Consider the following 19,024-nt stretch of genomic DNA (forward strand, 5'->3'; position numbering starts at 1 on the left):
AAGCCCCCTTAAAACTTAGTCGCGAATGAAAGTGAAATGGTTGATACAGTGCCTTCTAACTCAACTGAATAATTGTTTGCACTATCATGATGTGAGATCGTGTGGTCTGTTGGATTAAGTACTTGTAGTTGATACGCAAAATCAATCTGCCAAGGATAAGCCGTTAAACCAGTACCTTTATGAAAATAAGAAAAACCAGCACCAACCACTAATTTATCTGCACTTAAATAATTCACATCCAGCGTTGCTTTATCAGCGTCTAATGGCGATTTTTCATAACTTGCACCCGCCATTAATCTAATTGTATCGTTGAAGTTAAGCTCAATACCTGCGCGTGGAATAATAATGTCTTCAAAACCGACACTCGCTTGATCTTTCACTGTGTCGCCTAACATCAAGTCATTCAAATCTGACCATTTTTGTTGTTCTGCACTGAATGCTAAACTCACCATTCCCGCTTTAATACGCACACCTGCAGAAATAATATCTGGCTGGTATGCATCATATGTGAGTAGCTTGATTGGTAAATCGGATACCGTTTGAGTAATTGTTGCAGCCGCTTTAATGTTTGCTTGACCGTAACTTTCACCACGGAAAGCCGCAGCAAATGCAATACCATTACCCGCACAACTTTTATCACTGCCACATGCCATACGCCCTAAATCTAAGGTAACACCAGCGATGGGGGTGATCACTGGCTCCGCAGCAACCGCAACGCGCTCATTACCTGAGGCTGTACCGTCTAATTCACTTTCTAGACTCATATCAGCATCAGCATGCAATGATACTTGTGCACCACCACCGATGGTTAAACCAGGTATAATTTGAATTGAACCCGATGCAGCAACAAATAATGGTTTCTCACCATAATTGGCTAACTGACCTGTACCTGACGTTGCCGAACTAAACGCCATCATTTCGGTACCATAATTTTCGATACCAGCAATCAGACCAAAATAAATAGGGTAAGAAAAATTAAAAAGGTTGGTAACATTAACATTCATACCCGCAAGTATCGGTTGCGTTGCGTCATCAAATGTTTGATCACCAACAGTCATGTCAGGGGTGCCAGATAACAAACCTAAATACATCTCACCTTGATCCGTCGCAGCAAGTGCTGATGGATTGTAATATGCAGCTGATGACTGTGAATTAAATAAAGAAAAAGACTGTGCAGAAGCAATATCAACAGGTGATAAACCAAACGTTGTACCTAAGTTACCTAAACTCGCCTGAGCAGCTCCCGCAGTCAATGCTAATGCCACGGATATAGAAAGTAGAGAAATATTATTAGAAAGTGTCTTCTTAGTCATTGTTGCTAACTCCATTTAGCGAAACTAAAATAAGTATTCTCTAGTGGCTCCAGCCACAACAACGGAATACAATCAAATTGTTGGACATGCCCGAGTGGACACGTTGTCATTTTATGAAAGCAATATACCTTGATTGAGATACAAGATGTCATGCGTATGTCGAGTTATCCCTTCATTCAGAAACTTATGAGCTAGAAGTATTAGCCCCCAGCTCATGCCTTGTTTTAATATCACTGATGCTGACTTAGTTAGGTCAATTAATTTAGTGCCTTAACTCAAATCACGCACTTACTAGTACGCTTGTATCCATGAAAAAGGGACTGGTAATATCAATCTCGCATCATTCACCTTCACCACATTAACCCGCTGAATAAAATCATCGATATTGGTCATCCGCACACCTTCAACTGATTTATTCTGATTATTAAAACTGTTGTTATCAAAGAAGTCTTCCCAGTGCCCTAGCACAATTGTTTTTGGCTGTGTCTGTTGCAAAATAGCTTCGGGATAATCATCAACTTGATGAAATGCAGCAACACATAAAATTGCCATATCGACCGCTTTAGTATCATTGATCACTGGCATTAACCCGTCCGGAGAGTTACTTGCGGCATCTTGATAATGGATACGATAAATCGTTTGTTGTTGATTATCTAAAAAGTCGATGACATAAGCATAAGTTTGCCCTTCCTTCCAACCATAAGCTGTACTGGGTAATTCAGTTAATGCTTCTTGATATGTTCCAGACATCACTTTAATACCCATAAAATGTGGCGCATGATCTGATTTTATTGGCATAAAACGAATGGTGTGATGACGGTTATATATCCACGTCCCCGGTTGCTTACCTTCTGCAGCATAATCCGTAATATCAAATAAACGCTCATCAGCGATAACAGCAGTCACAATATTCGTCATCGTCGTTGAGCCAACAGCGATTGTCGTTGGCATATGCTGTTGCATAATATAAGGCACATCCATCAGATGATCATAATGCGCGTGACCCACTAAAATAAACTCAGCTTGTTTTGCTTCTATAGGTAATAGTTTATCAACCAAGTCGGTATCAGTCTCAATCGGCAATGGCAAAGAAACATTAACCAATCCAGGGTTAGTAAAAGAGGGCGCCGTCATAATGCTATCGTCGCCATATTGAAATAAGTACCCCCCGACGCCGAGATATTGAATATCGAGCTTTTTATCGCTACTGAATAACGATTGTTCATTTATATTTCGAAACGCTAAATTATCATGTAGCAATAAACCATCCACAGACGTCGCACAACCAGATAGCAGCCCAGCCATAACGCTGCTGAAAAATACTTTCAGTGTATAACCTTGCATAACCCCCCCCTTTATTTACCTGAATCCTTAAATATAATCTCATTAAAATAACAAATAACGCGATATCGAAAACAGTTAATGCGCGTTTAATCTCACACCAATATCAAAATAGTACTTTGTATTGACGTTAATCTCATTCTTCTCGCACATGTATAGTTAAAGTGACTTAGGTATAGCCCTTTTCGAACATTGTCACTTTTCGTCATTATTGATACCTAACTTGTCATTTTTTTGGCAGTAAAAAGCCTTTATTGGTTGCTTTAATAGAGTCATAGCTTGTTAAGCAGTCTTAATCAAAAGGAAACTGACCATGAAAAAATCTATCTTCGCAAAAACATTACTTATGACGTCAATGGCATTCATGAGCATCTCAGCAAATGCAGCAGAACAAGAACCACTAACAACATGGGAAAAAGCAGGTGTATTTTCATCAACCATTATCGTTGGGACCATTGCAGGTGGTCCAATTGGATTAGTACTCGGTGTTGCCGCCGGAGATTGGATTAATAATACTTGGGACAAATCAATTGAATCTGATCAGCTTATTTCAGAAAACCAACAGATAACAGAGAATTTATTGGCAAGTGAATTGCAAAATAATCAGCTGCAGCAAGATGTATTAATTTTGGACCAACAGATCCAGCAAATATCAGAGACAGATGAGTTAAACCAACAATTGGTATTAGATGCATTACAGTTAGACCTACTCTTTGCAGTCAATCAAAGCGTGATTGATATAACGAATCAAGCACGGTTAACACAAATAGCTGATTACTTAATAGAAAACCCAACAATAAGCATCGTTCTATCAGGTCATGCGGATCCAAGCGGACAAGAAGAACTGAACATTAATTTAGCACAACAAAGAGCTGTAGCAGTTCATGATAAGCTTATCTCGTTAGGGGTAAACGAAAGTAATATCCAAGTACATTCTTTTGGTGCGGAATTAGCCAGTTCTAAGTTAGGAGATCTTACTCAATATCCACGAGATCGCAAAGTGAGTATCGAATTTATCGATGACCTAAAAAACAATTTACATGATAGCGCTGCAGATGAAATAGTGATGCAATTCTAACAGCCCAATAATAGTCTTATCCTTACAATAAAGGCTAGCGATAATTCGCTAGCCTTTTACTCTTTTCAAAACTTAAATACACTTGTTTTATACTGGAATATTATTGTCCTATACTGAAATGGTCGTCGCAAAATATTTAAGTTATATTTTATGATCTAAGTAACAGTTTGCTAGCCCCAAGTGAGTATATTTAATAGTGTGTTTCACGACTATTTCGTTAGTCACATCTTAACTAGGAGCCTCATCATGACCATTAACAATATTCTTTGCCCAACCGACTTTTCAGATACAGCGAATAAAGCGATAAGCTATGCGGCAGAAATGGCATTAAAATATGATGCTACCTTACACTTAGTCAGTGTGATTAATGAGATCCATGGCTTTGATAGCTTTCAAGTACTTGCAATCACCCCAAATGACATTCACGAACACATGCTAAAAATAACGCAAGAAAAGCTCGATGAATTAACCACTGATATTAAGCCAAGCATACCATTACATACAGCCGTATTAGAGGGACACCCATCAACAGAAATTACGCAAGCAGCGGTTAATTTTGATTGTGATATGATCGTCATAGCAAGTCATGGTCGTACTGGATTGGAACATATCCTAATTGGCAGTGTTGCAGAATCAGTGACTCGCCAGTCTCACTGTCCTGTCTTGATCGTGAAATAAAATAAAGATGAGCCCCATTAACTCAGATAATTTAATGGGGTTTTCTTAACTTAAGATCAATACACTTTAAGGTTAATGCCATTAACGCGGTGTTAATGTCAGATGTAGATTCGTTGGTCGCATCGTAAATGCAAACTCCTCTCCGACTTCTGCCGCCTGTTCTGGTTGGTTTATCGCGTAATACCAACATAAACGCGCAATAACAGCCTTACCTTCCATGATAGCTAAACGTTCACCAGGACAATGCCTTGCCCCTGCACCAAACGGAATATGACTACTTTGCAAATGCGGACAAACCGGTTTTTCGGGTGTTGCTAACCAGCGTTCAGGGTTAAATTGTTCGGGGCATTTAACGACACTTTCATCTAAACCACCGGGACGCGTAAGTATGAAAATAGCCGTCCCTTTCGGTAATTGAATACCATTACTTAATACCGTGTCCTCTGTCGGTTCCGCTGAAATTAGCGGTGCAGTCCCTTTAAGTCGCAAGCCTTCACGTAATATAGCTTCAATAAACTCAAATTGCTCTAATGCCACCAGATCTAGCGTTTCAATATCGCCATTACAAACCTGAGAGACTTCATCAATCACTTGCTGCTGTAAATGTGGATTTTTAGCTAAATAATACAAAGTCCACGCCAGCATATTAGACGTTGTATCTTCACCCGCGAGTAGCAAGGTCAAAATGTTGGCAACAAGTTCATCATCCGTTAACTTATTATCCTCGCTGTCACTGGCGACAATCATGGCTTGTAAAATTGTGTCAGGCTCTTCGGATAACTCACTATTTCCAGCCAAATCAGCTTTAGCTTTGGTGATCATAGTTACCGCTAATTGATAGATTTCTTCGCGGGCTTTATCAATACGACGCGTCTCAGGAGTACGGATATAATGCCACCACGGAAAAGGATATTTACTGCGTTTGTTTAATGCGTGGAATAAGCGATCTATGTTATCTCGTAGATGGGTATCGGTACTGCCTGATAGCATATTGGTTTGATAACCAAATACCAGACTGGTGGTAATATCAATCGTAAAATACTGCAATAACTTATGTACGTTAAATGCAGCTCCCGTCGCTATTTTTTGGTCGATAGTCGTTTGTAAATTGATGGATAATGACTTGAGGTGAGGAACAAAGTTCGCCAATGTTTTGTAAGAAAATGCAGGCATAATCAATCGTCGTTGCCGTTTCCATTTATCACCATTACTGGAAAATACCCCATGAAACCCCAAATCTTCAAACAACCACTCTAGGCGTTCTGTACGATTAAACAATTTCGGTCTTTGCTTTATAATTTCTAAGCCTATTTTAGGATCTGAAATGACTAAGAATTGCTTATTTAATAATTTTATTTGATAAGCAGAACCGTACTCTCTAGCCCAAGATTCTAAATTAGTATGAAATGACTCTGATGATATTTGAGTGAAATTACCGAGAACAGGTGTTTGTTTTGGACCTGGCAGCTCATCGAGAGATATTGTCGATGCATTCATATCCTTAACCATGTTGGCATTCATTTAGCTTTCCCTGTTTTATATAGAATAGTGCTACAAAAGTCGCTACCATTAACAATAGAACACTTTTTTAAGATGGCATTGCAAATGCAATCAGGTCTCAAAAAATAGGTAAGTTAAATATTTGGTGTTACTGTTTTTATCTTTAATACTATTTTTTATCTTTAATACTATTTTTATCTTTCGTAAATTCACTAAACCAAGCGGGTATTCGCTCTTCCAGCCAATATTTTGGCTTTAAAATTGAGCCATATACAAAACCGACATGCCCGCCATAGCGACTTAATTCAAATAATATATTTGCCGACATATCTTTTAGCTCAGGGATCACTTTTTTAGTTAAAAATGGATCATCTTCCGCATGAATAAATAATGTAGGCGTTTGAATCTTATGTAAAAACTGCAAACTACTGCATTGGCGATAATAATCCAGAGCATCTTTAAAACCATGCAGCGGCGCTGTTACACGATCATCGAATTCGACAAACGTATTTAATTTTTTGACTTGCTTAGTAGTCAAATTCAACGCAGTGCGCATATCCAAATGTTCGAATTTACGTACTACACTGGCTTGCAGACGTTTAATCAATCGTCGTTGGTACGCTTTAGAAAAACCTTTTTTAATCCGCTCTGCACTTTCAGCTAACAATAGGGGTGCTGATACAACAGATGCTGCTAATAATTGAGATTGCTTACCTGTTTGTGCCAAATAATGCGTTAACACACTACCTCCTAGCGAATACCCGACAGCAAATAACGGAGCATGAGGGTAGCGCTTAGCAATCAAACCAATCACATAACTTGCATCGCTGGTATCACCAGAATGATAAGCCCGTAATAAACGATTTGATTCTTCACTACAGCCACGAAAGTGCATGACTAAACCAATCCAGCCAGCCGCACTGACCGCACGCATGATCCCTTTGACATAAGGCGACTCCACAGAGCCTTCAAGACCATGAAAAATAATAACAATCGGTTTATTACTTTCTACTGTTGGCAGAGCAGTCCAAGCAAGATCAAGAAAATCACCATCTTCAAGCTCTAGTCGTTCATTGATTGTTGGGAACGTCAGATTTCGGCGGCTAATCGTCGGCAGCATTGTTTGTAAATGCGCATTACGAATCCACCACTGCGGCTGAAATTGACTCGGTTGAAACATCTTTAAGTACCTTAAGTTAACCTATTGGTTATTTAAACAACGTCTGGCATTTTATTGGATATTTTATAATAACACCATCGTTAGTTTAATTGGGCTCCGTCGAGTAATTGATACCGCCAAGGTTAATAATGTTGTAAACTGAAAATAATTTTACTTATAACCAGTGTCATTAATGAATTATATAGAACTTGAGTCTTATTCTCGAAAATGGATATTTAATCATTCGTCGTTACCAGTTAACGCAGAAGATTTAGCTAATATCAAGCCCTTTAGCAAAGCAAGAGCTGGTCAATTATGGAGCCAACTTATTAGCTCGCAATGCAACTTTACCGATCAATTCAGTAAAGGCGACTGGCCACATGACCAAAATACTTGGTTACAAGAAGCTGACTGGCAGCAAGCTTGGGATAATGATGATAGCAATGAATTACCTGAAGAAGTACTCGCACATTTAACCTGGGATGATAACAGTAAAGTTTATATTTGTTACGAACGCTTCAATATGATTGAAACGAATTGGGGCACATTTAAACGTAACTGGAAAAACTTTTTGTTCTATGATGACGGTGCATTATTAATCTCAGCGAAACGTAAAGAAGCCCTTTCATTTAAAGAGAGCGGTACCGTATTAATTGGTACTCGCGCACCTGTTCAACAAGCGAAATAAAGCGCCATTATGCATACTTCTTGTAGCTGTGGTTTAGCAATGCCCTTTAAAGATTGCTGCGGTAAATACATTTATGGTACGGCGATACCAGCAACCGCAGAGCAACTGATGCGTTCACGCTACAGTGCTTATGTAAACAATGTCCCCGTTTATTTAATGGCAACACATCACCCCGACTTTGTTGCCGATTTAAATGAAGATTTGATTGCAGAAACAGCCAAACATACCCAGTGGTTACGGTTAGAAATAATCATGAGCCAAGGTGATGAAGAAAGCGCAACAGGCATTGTCGAATTCAAGGCGTGGTTTCAAGAAGCTGAAGAAGAGGTTTGCTTGCACGAACGCTCTAACTTCGTGTTTCAAGACCAGCAGTGGTTTTATACCAATGGTGAATTAAATCCAGCGCCCCTAAAACAAGGACGTAATGATCCTTGCTTATGTGGCAGTGGTAAAAAATATAAGAAGTGCTGTGGCTAGCATCATTGCTAAGCACAGAAAATATGGCTAACCGCTTACTAGAAATAAGTATTTCATTTAGTTATATAATATTAAACATCAAACAAAGTAGTAGATATTATGGAAAAGAAAATATTACTGGCCGATTGTCCCGATCAAAAAGGACTAATCTCGAAGATCACCAACATTTGTTATAAGCACCAACTCAATATTGTAAATAATACTGAGTTTGTCGATAACACCCACAATCGATTTTTTATGCGTACCGAGCTCGAAGGTATATTCAACGATGAAACCTTACTTGCCGACCTCGATAGCGCACTACCTGCAGAGTCACACCGTAAGCTCGTTTCTGCAGGTCGTAAACGCATCGTTATTTTAGTCACCAAAGAAGCACATTGCCTTGGCGACATTTTAATGAAAAATTATTACGGCGGTTTGGATGTTGAAATTGCTGCAGTAGTAGGTAATTACGATAACCTTGCTGAATTAACAGAAAAATTTAACGTGCCTTACCATACGGTTTCTCATGTTGATATCAGCCGTGAAGAACATGAACAGCGTATTATTGACACAGTATCAAAGTATCAACCTGATTATGTTATTTTAGCTAAATACATGCGTATTCTAACGCCGAATTTTGTTGCTGCATTTGAAAACAAAATTATCAATATCCATCATTCATTTTTACCCGCTTTTATTGGCGCTCAGCCATACAAACAAGCGTTCGAACGTGGTGTTAAAATTATTGGTGCAACAGCGCATTATGTAACAAACAACTTAGATGAAGGGCCGATTATTTTACAAGACGTCATTCATGTAGATCATAAATACAGCGCCGAAGACATGGCGCGTTCTGGTAAAGATGTAGAAAAATCAGTGCTCAGTAAAGCATTACGTCTGGTACTTGAAGAACGTGTATTTATTTATGAAAACAGAACGGTGGTGTTTTAGCTTCCTTTCGATTTCATAAACCATGGAGGATCCATAAATCATTTTGGATCCATCCCTGTTTCCTTTCAGATATACCTTTACAGCAATCACTAAATTGTTAGTATTAATAGCTTATTCATCATTTAATGGCTCATTATGTTAACAATTATCTTTACGGCCTTACTCAGTAGTATCTTTACTGCACTTGCTTTTTTATATGTATTCAATCACGTAATTAAACCTTATTTAGCCACACAAATCGCCTTAATAAAAACAGAAGCAGAAACCACGATCAGTCAAGCATCTCCTCAAATAAGTAAAGATATTGCGGACGCTATCGAAGCCAAAATAGCAGAAATACAACCTGAATTAGAAGCGCACGTGAAACAAGAGTTAGATCAAATTATTGATGAATTCTTACCCGAGCTCAGTAAAGAAGTTGAAGACGGTGTCGATAATGCCTTTAAAAAGTTTATTCCGACCATAATGGGATCAGCTGCAGCGATGCCAGCAGAAACGATCCTAAAAACGAGCTCAACGTTACTCAATACCGGTATTGGCATCTTACGAAGTGTCACTCCTGATATTAAAAAGTAGTCATTTCCACGGTCATAATTGAATAGTGTGATCGGTCATGTATTAAGTCAAGAATCCCATCACGTGATCCAGCTTGCATTTTAAAACGTCATACTTGCAACTGGATCGACCTGCCTATAAACAAAAGTAATGTAGACTGGATTTTTCATTTTCGTAGTTTAATTAAATATGTTTCTAAACGAATTCTATTCTCAAAAAGACAGCTATTTTCGCTTTACTCAACAACAAGCTAGTCGATTCGCGAAAACTGTAGCGAACGATTATAACAAGATCCATGATGTGGATAATAAACGTTTTTGTGTACCAGGTGATTTACTTTTTGCTGTTTCTTTGGCTAAGTTCGGCTTATCAGAAACGATGAAAATTGATTTTACCGGTATGGTGAAAAATGATGTAGAACTGCAATTTTTACCACTATTAGACCGTAAAACAGCGATAGTGAATGCTGATGAACAAGCATTTATGAAATTAGAGCTCGGCGGAAATACATCTCATAATGAAGAAATTATTAGTAAGATCATTAAAGAGTATGTGCAATTTTCAGGAAAGAATTTCCCTGACGTAATGGTGCCACTCATGCGCAGCGAAAACCTCATGTTTAACCCTGCACGTGCGTTAATCATGTATAAATGTATGCAAATAAACTTAACACGTGTCGATGTTAAAAGTATTGCACTAAAGTTTGATGAAGCAATTATTAACGTAGAGGGTAAGCGTGCAACCGTCAGCTTTAAATTTGATTTCTACGAAGGTGATGAAAAAGTAGGTACTGGCCAAAAAGAGATGTTATTAAGCGGTTTGATCCCATATGAAGAATCTGTAATGGATGGTGTCATTGCCGATTATCAAGCTGCAAAAACCAAGTACCTTTCTGCAGCAAGCTAGTCACCTACTTAATGTGGTCGAGCGGTAATACCGTTCGACTTAAAACATTACGTAACATAAAGCTCGATCTCACGCCAGTTACTCCTTTAATCCCCGTTAGTTTTCCTAACAGTAGCTCTTGGTAATGTTCCATATCTGGCACAATAACCTTTAATTGAAAATCAGCATCACTACCAGTAATAATACAGCACTCCATCACATCTGGAATAGCGGCGATCTCAGTTTCAAAATTATCAAAACGTTCAGGTGTATGTCTATCCATACTAATATGGATATAAGCCGTCAGCTTTAAACCAAGTTTAGCTTGGTTAAGCAAGGTGACATGTTTATCAATTAAACCTAACTCTTCTAAATGCTTCACACGTCGGGAGCAAGGCGACGCTGACAAGCCAATTTTATCCGCTAATTCTAAATTACTGATCCGGCCATTTTCTTGTATTAAATTAAGAATTAACTTATCTGTTCTGTCTAATTTCATGTTCATCACCCCTATTTCATCTTTTTACTTGTTTCGTATTACCTCTAAATTAAAAATAGAGACTACAAATAGCGCACGATAATACAGCTAGGGTTAATTATTGCTAATTATCGTCATGACTGCAAATATAATTGCTAAAAACATCACTATCATTTCAAACATCGCAACCACATCCCCCATCAACCTCGCTATACTAAACCCAGTTAAAGATAACGCCACAGCTGATTAGCAGACACCTTAACCTAGGTCAATGCGGTGATAGAAGTACCCTTCTTGCGACCAATCAGGCACAACTCCTTATCCAGGATAATCTTCACTACAAGTGATCGGCAATATTAACGCAAAGATAGGCATCCTAAACGATGCCTTTTTTGTACCTAATTTTTACCACTGCCAACCTTCAATAACAATTTAGCTACCACTTTCAAAGGCTAGCCTCTATAATTGACAAAATAATTTCAATTTCAATCACTGTCATTTCGCTATACGGCGTATAATAAAGTACTTAATCACTTCGTATTACGTACATTTCGTGACTCCGTCTGTATTAGCCAGTCACAAAACACAGGTAAATTTCAATGCATTATGCAAACATCACCGGTTGGGGTAAATGCCTGCCACCCGCGACATTAACAAACGATGACCTAAGCACTTTTCTTGATACTAATGACGAGTGGATCCAATCTCGAACGGGTATGCAAGAACGTCGTATATCCCATGTAAGTACATCAGAATTAGCCTATGTTGCGGCGTGCCAAGCTATTGCAGCAGCAGGCATTGATGCATCAGAACTTGACGGTATTTTCTTTGCAACTTGTACTGCCGATTGCACACTGCCAAGTGCAGCATCAAAAGTACAAGCAAAATTAGGCGCAACCAACGCGGCTGTATTTGATATGAATGCAGCGTGTACTGGTTTTATTTATGGCCTAAGTACGGCAAATGCGTTCATCCAAAGCGGTCAAATGAACAAGGTTTTAGTGATTGGTGCTGAACGTATCAGTTATTTCCTTGACTGGACAGAACGTAGCACCGCAGTACTGTTCGGTGACGGTGCTGGTGCCGTTATCCTAGAATCAAGCACTGAGAAGCAGGGTATCTTAAGTAATAAAATTGGCTGTGATGGCGATGCTGGCCATATCCTTTCAGTCCCTAACTTTGGTACAGACAGAGCCCGTTTCAAGAATGTTGATGGTCTATTTGACTTCAATTTCGAGGGTAAAGAAATCTTTAAACGCGCCGTAACACGCATGGGCGAAGCATCTGCAATTGCACTTGAAAAAGCACAAATGACACCAGAGGACGTTGATTTTATTATTCCTCACCAAGCTAACTTACGTATCATTGATTTCTTAGCGAAACGTATGGCCGCAAGTAAAGAAAAAGTCATGGTCAACGTGCACAAGTACGGTAATACCTCGTCAGCAACGGTACCGATTGCACTTTGTGAGGCATTAGAAGAAGGCCGCATTAAGGCTGGTGATAATGTGCTACTTGCTGCATTTGGTGGTGGTCTAACTTGGGGGGCTACGATGATAAAATGGGGTGAACGAATCACGCCTATCGCAACATCAGCAGCGGCTCTACCTGAGTATAACGGGACAGCTTTGGATCTAATCCAAGATGCAATTAAAGGCTGCCAGGATGCTAAATTAGCGCGTGAATCACAAGCGGACTAATACAATAGCTAACGCGTTGATGAATTAACTTGTTAAAAGTGCAATAAAGCCAAGTGGATGAAACTCATACACTTGGCTTTTTTTGTATTGATGATATAAAGCCAAACGACTTACATTCATATCACGAGATTCGAGCTACTTACACTCACCTTCTGAATAGCCACTAACACTAGCATCCGCACATGCACCACACCCATTACCGAATGTTTTCAATTCACCCGACGTCGTAGTTCCGCACACTGGACGGTAATCCATCGTACACATTTGTGGACGTTCATCGGGGCAACTATGACTGTAACTTGGTAATATGGGTAATGGTTTTGCTGTTTCAGCCGTGGTTTCAGTATTACTACACGCAGCTAAACCAAATACCATTAACGCTAACAAAATAGTTTTTTTCATCTTAATACCTGCTAATCATTTATTATTGCTGCTTATTTATATCTACAATAGTGGATTAAATAAATAAAATAGGCTTTCCAAAAACCGTTGTACTCGACTTCGTTGTCGCCATTCGGTTAAACAAACTTTATGTGAGTGTGCTATATAGGATAGCTGTAATTGATAAAGTTCGGCAATAAAAGGGGATTGGTCTATAAGTAATGTGACTTCAAAATTAAGCCAAAAACTACGCTTATCTAAGTTAACCGTCCCCACCAAACATAATTCATTATCCACAAGAATACTTTTGGTATGCAGCAGGCCATCCTGATATTGGTATATTTCAACACCGCAAGCTAACAATTCATCAAAAAATCCTTTGCATGCATAATCGACCATACGTGAGTCATTTTTTGCGGGCAGAATAATTTGTACCTTAACACCGCGCGCACTGGCCGTTTTAAGCGCCGCCTGTAGCGCTTCATCAGGCACAAAGTAAGGCGTTGTTAGAATTAATGATTTTTGTGCTAAATAAATTGCTGAAACCAACACTTGATGAATATTATCATCATCAAAATAAGGACCAGATGGTATCACTTGTACTTGGCTGTTCTCTTCAAAGACCACGCTTTCCTTGTACTGAGAAATAGTGGTATGAACTAAACTTTCTCCGGTTTCCATTTCCCAGTCCCATTCAAGTAATGAACCAGTGATAGGAATAATCGGCCCTTGCATGCGGATCATAATATCAACCCACTCACCCACACCTGCATTTTGTTTAAATACTTGGGGATCGATCAAGTTCATACTCCCGGTGTAGCCAACATGACTATCAATAGCAATGAGCTTACGGTGCATACGTAAATCTTGACGATGAAAGAATATCCGCATTGGTCCTACAGGTAACACCTCGACAAGGTGGATACCAGCTTGCTTAAAGCATTTTGGCCAATGGCTTTTGAAGAACTCTGAGCTACCAACAGAGTCGAGCATTACCCGACAATCAACACCTCGTTTTGCGGCATTAATCAAAGCTAACGCCACCAGATCAGCTTTACCACCAACCGCCCATATATAAAACTCTAGATACACGGCGTTAACGGCACTATTAATGTCTGTCGTTATCTGCTCAAGAATACAGTGAGGACTCGTTAATAACGTCAACTGATTGCCGGTTACACTCGGCATTTGAAAACGACTATAAATTAGTTCACGCAACGGAGTAACCAAGACGCTGGTATTACTGCCATTTTTAACTCTATAGGGTGCTGCGCACTGGTTAATTCGTTGCGTAAAAGGCCCTAACATCGCCTCAGCTCTTTGTACTCTTTTTTTACCTAAATACAACTCACCAAAAATAACATACACAATAACGCCTGCAAACGGTAACGTGTAAATCACAGCTAACCACGCCAACGAGATACTCGCAGAACGTCGTTTAGTAATAACCCGAAATGACACTAATATAATGATGACTGCATGCAAAAAAACCAGCAACAAGGTAATAAAATTGGTGAATGAATCCCAGCTATACATTTTGATTTTCAATCCAGTTTTTCAAACGTTTAACATCATGCAGGTATTCGGTATTGATTTGCTCAACCCAATCATCGATATTCTCCCACCATGTAGGCTGCTCTGGTGATTGCGCCAATTGTGATACCTGCTGTATACGTACTAATCCAATCGAACCAGCTGCGCCTTTGATCTTATGCGCTTCATCAACAATCGCATCTTGGTCTTTGGCGGTTAAATTCGTGTTCAATATTGCTAAATAATTAGGCATTGTTTGTTCAAACAAACAGACGCTTTGTAATAACAGTTCCTTACCTAATGTCTCAAGATATTGCTGTAATAATTCAATATCAAGATATTCTTCGAGCATTTCTCGATCATCAGCGAGAGCGGCAGCCGTATAGTTAACCTTCCGTTTTTTACCTTGATCAACACTCTGCAATAAACGCGTTATAACGCCAGTCACCGCATTAATCGATAGCGGTTTACTTATCGCGTCGTCCATACCTTTTTCAATGTATTCTTGGCGGTTATTAATCACGTTAGCAGTGAGAGCGACAACCGGAGGTAACTCCAGCGCAGAATTTTCCCGTAATATTTTAATAATTTCAAATCCAGAAATATCAGGTAAATTAATATCGAGGAAAATTAAATCATAGTCATTTTTTTCCGCCATTTGGATCGCACTACGACCATCGACAGCAACTTCAACAGTATGGCCTAATTTATTTAATATAGCCGTACATACTGTGACATTCAGCTCGATATCTTCGACAAGTAATATCTGCAGTTTAGTTTGCTCACTTTCAACAACCGAGCTATTTTGTAAACTATCCACCCCATCGACATCAAATTCAATCGTAAAACAGGCTCCTTGACCTAGCTCACTGCTCACCCAAATATCGCCGCCCATCGCCGTCATGAGACTTTTTGCGACAGACAATCCAATACCCGTTCCGGTTGCCCGTTTACTTCCTTGTTCCTGATAATACATCGCAAATATTTTATCTTGGCCCTCTGCCGAGATACCAATACCGGTATCCTCAACTTCGAATGTCAAACCAATTTTATTACCTGCTTCCGCACTGGTAAACACCCGAATGCTCACCTCACCTGAATCGGTAAATTTCACCGCATTAGACACCAAGTTCCACAATACTTGACGCAATCGGGTGCCGTCAGCATTAATAAAATCAGGGATTTCACCAAATACATCAAACTCTAAAACCAACCCTTTTTGTTCGGCTTGAAGCAGCGCTAAGGTTTTTATATCATTAAGAAAACTTCTAAATTCAATCGGTTGATTTACGATTTCAAATTTGCGACGATCAAACTTGTCCAAATCAATAATATCATTAAAGATATTACCCATTGTTTGGGCGCTAACATAGATCGTATTTAAATGCTGACGTTGTTTATCGTTAAGTGGACCATCAAGTAAGATTCGACTTAAACCAACAACACCGTTTAAGGGAGTTCGTAATTCATGGCTAATGGTCGAAATAAACGTGGTTTTATCTCGGCTGGCTTTCTCTAGGGCATCTTGGTACTTCTTACGTTCGGTAATGTCACGGCCATAACCCAGCACTCCAATATATTCATTTCGTTGCCCAAAAAATGGCACTTTCCGTAATTCAAAACAGGCCTTGTGACCATCTGGATATGTTAACCATTGTTCATAAGTTTCTGGTAATTGAGTGCTCAATACAGCTTTATCTGTTGCCGCGAATTTAGCCGCAATCTCAGTATCAAAAGCATCAAACGGCGTCAAACCAATAAGCTCTTTTTCAACTTTACCTGTTAACGCCTCCATCGATAAATTACAGCCCGAAAACTGACCACATTCATTACTGTAATAAACGAGATCGGGAGAACTATCAATGAATGACCGCACTAATGCCGAACGTTCTTCGACAACTAATTGTGCTTGTTCACGCTGAAAGACTTCATTCTCTAAGTCTTTGAAGGCTTGGTTTCTATCTGCTTCTGCTTTTTTACGTTCTTCAAATTCATCATTAAGTTCAATTAGATTAACTTGTAATTCTTGCTGAAGCTGCAAGTCTCGGGCCCGTACTTCTTGCAGTTTGTACACCATTTTAGTCAGGCGTTTGCGCGAGTCTTCGAGTTGTTGCACAACAATCGAAAGGAAGAATACCACCCAAGGTGTCACGACACTCGCAAATAAAATCGCGGCATATAAATCGTCAAGTTTAACCTCTCCACGTAGGATATAATTAATACTTGCTTGAATCGTAATAGAAAAGAAAATAACCGTGGCAGCAGACAAAATACTAAAGCGAATAACACCTAGCTTAGTGAGCATATCAACATAGTATTGAGCCCAAGCTCTGATTTTAATCATGATCGATCCATATAAAATTATCTAGACCATCCATAATATACGATAGGTTATACGCAAACCACAGGAAAATTAAGGTTTTAATAAATCAAAGTCTAATTCCAGTATCGTATTATCATTACTTGGCTCTTGATACATAGAATACTGATTTCGTCCATTTTCCTTCGCGATATATAATGCTTTATCCGCATTTTCAAGTAATTGCACTTCCGAACTTTCTGATTCTGGACACATAGTTGCAATACCGATACTCAATGTGACATCTTTTGCCGCTTTAGAATAAGCATGCTCAATACCTAAACCTTCAACAGCAGTAATGATCTTGCTGGCAAGGCGAATTGCCCCCTCTTCGTCGGTGCTAGGCAAAATAACTGCAAATTCTTCGCCACCATAACGCGCGACTAAATCAGCACCACGATGAACTTGGTCATTCATCACTTGCGCTATTTTAGCCAGTACAACATCCCCCATTGGATGACCATAATTATCATTGTACAACTTGAAACAATCAACATCACAGAACAGTAAAGACATTTTTTTTACTTCATTATGATGAGTCAACCAATAATGCGTTAATTTATTATCAAAGGTACGTCGATTTGCCACTTTAGTCAGTGCATCCGTTGAACTCAGTTCATCAAATTTTTCAATTGCTTGCTCAAGATCATGCTCAATACGCTTACGTTCAGTTAAGTCTCGATAAATAATTAAAATACCACTTTCACCATTCATATTATTTATATAGCGCTGCTTACATATTTCATACCAACGTGAATCTTGATCTGATAGATGCAACAACTCTTCATAGCGAACAGATTTACCATCCAGTAATAATTGATTTTCTTGCTCTAGCAACCAGGTTTTCTTATCGATACTAATCAAATTTTTTCTATCCATACCAATCAAATCGGCATGTTTAACACCAACAACTTCACAATACCCTTCGTTCGCCCCCACAAATTTTCCATTTTCATTCATAAAAGCAACAGGATCTGGCGTCGCATTAATGACTGAGTTTAATAAACTATTATTACGGCTAAGTTCTGCTTCTATACGTAAGTGTTCACCGTTCTCATTAAGTAATCGCTCATTCAGTTCCATCACTTCTGTGAGATCATGAGATACAGTTAAGATAGCAACAACTTTTTCGTGCTCGTCATATAAAGGATATTTAATGGTTTGTAATAACATATTATCATCATCGGCAGTCCTCCACTCTTCATATTCTTGAACCTCTCCCGTGAGGACAGTTTTTTCATAAGTGTGAATTTGTTTCAGCTTGGAGGCGCTATAAAAATCATGTTCAAAATGGCCATTTACTTGCTCTACCGATTGCTCGAATTGAGCTGCCCATGATGGGGAACAATTAAGAATTAATCCATCTAAGGTTTTAATATGAATAAAAGCCGAATTGGATAGAAACAAGCTATTAATGATTTGCCCATCCATATCCCAAGGCGAAATAGCGGAAGAGTTCGTACCAATATGCTCAATCTGACACAACCAAGCCCGGCGACGTTGATAATTAATTTGTACTGCGCTAAAGCGTAACGTCTTTTTTAGCTGCTTAATATGGAAAACATCATTAGTGACCGTAGTCTCATCAACTCGATGGGATAAACGCTCGAAGCAACATTGTGCAATAATATTACTGGTATTATTCTCTTGATCGAAGATAGTCGCGATTGCAGAATTAGAATAAAGTATCGTGCCTTTTTTAATATCAAGAACAAGTGTTGGCGTTGCCGAAAAGGTCAATAATGATTGGTAAGTCGTGAGTTTTCGTAATAATGTTAAAATAACAAGGATAGTTATCAATAAGGCTGTGACAACCAACCAAAACATCATTCCGACTGACGTACTTGTTGAAAGTCCAGTAATATCCTGCCACCAACTGAATATTTCAGTTATAAAAAATTGATAATTTAAATCCATATTTCACCTAAGATCCATCTCACGCTGATGAACCATACAACACCAAAAT

17 protein-coding genes are annotated in these 19,024 nt (G+C 39.0%); 8 read left to right on the forward strand and 9 right to left on the reverse strand.

The annotated features are described in order from the left end of the window. Positions 1-8: 8 nt before the first annotated feature. Complete coding sequence (locus tag BT797_RS09170; protein ID WP_075471772.1) at positions 9-1,313, reverse strand: OmpP1/FadL family transporter; 1,305 nt, start codon at positions 1,311-1,313, stop codon at positions 9-11. A gap of 291 nt (positions 1,314-1,604) precedes the next feature. Further along, entirely contained in the window at positions 1,605-2,657 is a 1,053-nt protein-coding gene (locus tag BT797_RS09175; protein ID WP_045111502.1) for an MBL fold metallo-hydrolase, read from the reverse strand. A gap of 310 nt (positions 2,658-2,967) precedes the next feature. Here BT797_RS09175 and BT797_RS09180 point away from each other — a divergent pair, with 310 nt between their 5' ends. Both BT797_RS09180 and BT797_RS09185 read left to right on the forward strand, forming a co-directional pair. Beyond that, on the forward strand, positions 2,968-3,732 hold the full coding sequence (locus BT797_RS09180) for an OmpA family protein (protein ID WP_045111503.1): 765 nt from the start codon (positions 2,968-2,970) through the stop codon (positions 3,730-3,732). Positions 3,733-3,978: 246 nt separating this feature from the next. After that, positions 3,979-4,410: a universal stress protein gene (locus BT797_RS09185; RefSeq protein WP_045111504.1), complete on the forward strand. Its 432-nt coding sequence runs from the start codon at positions 3,979-3,981 to the stop codon at positions 4,408-4,410. A gap of 81 nt (positions 4,411-4,491) precedes the next feature. On the opposite strand, the gene BT797_RS09190 is transcribed toward BT797_RS09185, so the two are convergent. Next, positions 4,492-5,931: a cytochrome P450 gene (locus tag BT797_RS09190; RefSeq protein ID WP_075471774.1), complete on the reverse strand. Its 1,440-nt coding sequence runs from the start codon at positions 5,929-5,931 to the stop codon at positions 4,492-4,494. A gap of 148 nt (positions 5,932-6,079) precedes the next feature. Continuing rightward, positions 6,080-7,090 carry a hydrolase gene (locus BT797_RS09195; RefSeq protein ID WP_075471776.1) on the reverse strand — a complete coding sequence of 337 codons (1,011 nt, stop codon included), beginning with the start codon at positions 7,088-7,090 and terminating at the stop codon, positions 6,080-6,082. 172 nt (positions 7,091-7,262) lie between these two features. On the opposite strand from BT797_RS09195, the gene BT797_RS09200 reads away from it, so the two are divergent. From BT797_RS09200 to BT797_RS09220, 5 genes are all read left to right on the forward strand, one after another. Next, positions 7,263-7,757: a DUF2947 domain-containing protein gene (locus BT797_RS09200; RefSeq protein ID WP_045111507.1), complete on the forward strand. Its 495-nt coding sequence runs from the start codon at positions 7,263-7,265 to the stop codon at positions 7,755-7,757. A 9-nt stretch (positions 7,758-7,766) separates the two neighbouring features. Continuing rightward, a complete protein-coding gene (locus tag BT797_RS09205) occupies positions 7,767-8,234 on the forward strand; it encodes a YchJ family protein (RefSeq protein WP_075471778.1) in 468 nt (155 codons plus the stop codon). A gap of 99 nt (positions 8,235-8,333) precedes the next feature. Next, entirely contained in the window at positions 8,334-9,167 is an 834-nt protein-coding gene (purU, locus tag BT797_RS09210; RefSeq protein WP_075471780.1) for a formyltetrahydrofolate deformylase, read from the forward strand. Positions 9,168-9,302: 135 nt separating this feature from the next. Next, positions 9,303-9,743, forward strand: coding sequence for a hypothetical protein (locus tag BT797_RS09215; protein WP_045111510.1), 441 nt, complete (start codon positions 9,303-9,305; stop codon positions 9,741-9,743). A 168-nt stretch (positions 9,744-9,911) separates the two neighbouring features. Then, entirely contained in the window at positions 9,912-10,628 is a 717-nt protein-coding gene (locus BT797_RS09220) for a DUF3581 family protein (protein WP_075471782.1), read from the forward strand. A gap of 4 nt (positions 10,629-10,632) precedes the next feature. Here the strand turns inward: BT797_RS09220 and BT797_RS09225 are convergent, their stop codons facing one another. After that, complete coding sequence (locus tag BT797_RS09225) at positions 10,633-11,106, reverse strand: Lrp/AsnC family transcriptional regulator (protein WP_045111512.1); 474 nt, start codon at positions 11,104-11,106, stop codon at positions 10,633-10,635. A gap of 578 nt (positions 11,107-11,684) precedes the next feature. On the opposite strand from BT797_RS09225, the gene BT797_RS09230 reads away from it, so the two are divergent. Further along, positions 11,685-12,785, forward strand: coding sequence for a ketoacyl-ACP synthase III (locus tag BT797_RS09230; RefSeq protein WP_075471784.1), 1,101 nt, complete (start codon positions 11,685-11,687; stop codon positions 12,783-12,785). 135 nt (positions 12,786-12,920) lie between these two features. On the opposite strand, the gene BT797_RS09235 is transcribed toward BT797_RS09230, so the two are convergent. The 4 genes from BT797_RS09235 to BT797_RS09250 form a co-directional block, all read right to left on the reverse strand. Continuing rightward, positions 12,921-13,187, reverse strand: coding sequence for a Kazal-type serine protease inhibitor family protein (locus tag BT797_RS09235; protein ID WP_075471786.1), 267 nt, complete (start codon positions 13,185-13,187; stop codon positions 12,921-12,923). 42 nt (positions 13,188-13,229) lie between these two features. Then, positions 13,230-14,702 (reverse strand): cardiolipin synthase, encoded by a 1,473-nt coding sequence (gene cls, locus BT797_RS09240; RefSeq protein WP_075471788.1) that lies wholly within the window; start codon positions 14,700-14,702, stop codon positions 13,230-13,232. Further along, entirely contained in the window at positions 14,695-17,043 is a 2,349-nt protein-coding gene (gene arcB / locus BT797_RS09245) for an aerobic respiration two-component sensor histidine kinase ArcB (RefSeq protein WP_075471790.1), read from the reverse strand. Before arcB ends, cls begins: the two co-directional genes overlap by 8 nt. A 69-nt stretch (positions 17,044-17,112) precedes the next feature. Next, the gene (locus tag BT797_RS09250; RefSeq protein ID WP_075471792.1) at positions 17,113-18,975 is read right to left on the reverse strand and encodes a GGDEF domain-containing protein; all 1,863 of its coding nucleotides are present in this window, start codon (positions 18,973-18,975) and stop codon (positions 17,113-17,115) included. Positions 18,976-19,024 lie beyond the last annotated feature (49 nt).

Origin of the sequence: Moritella viscosa (assembly GCF_900120065.1) — a bacterium.
Lineage (GTDB): Bacteria > Pseudomonadota > Gammaproteobacteria > Enterobacterales > Moritellaceae > Moritella > Moritella viscosa.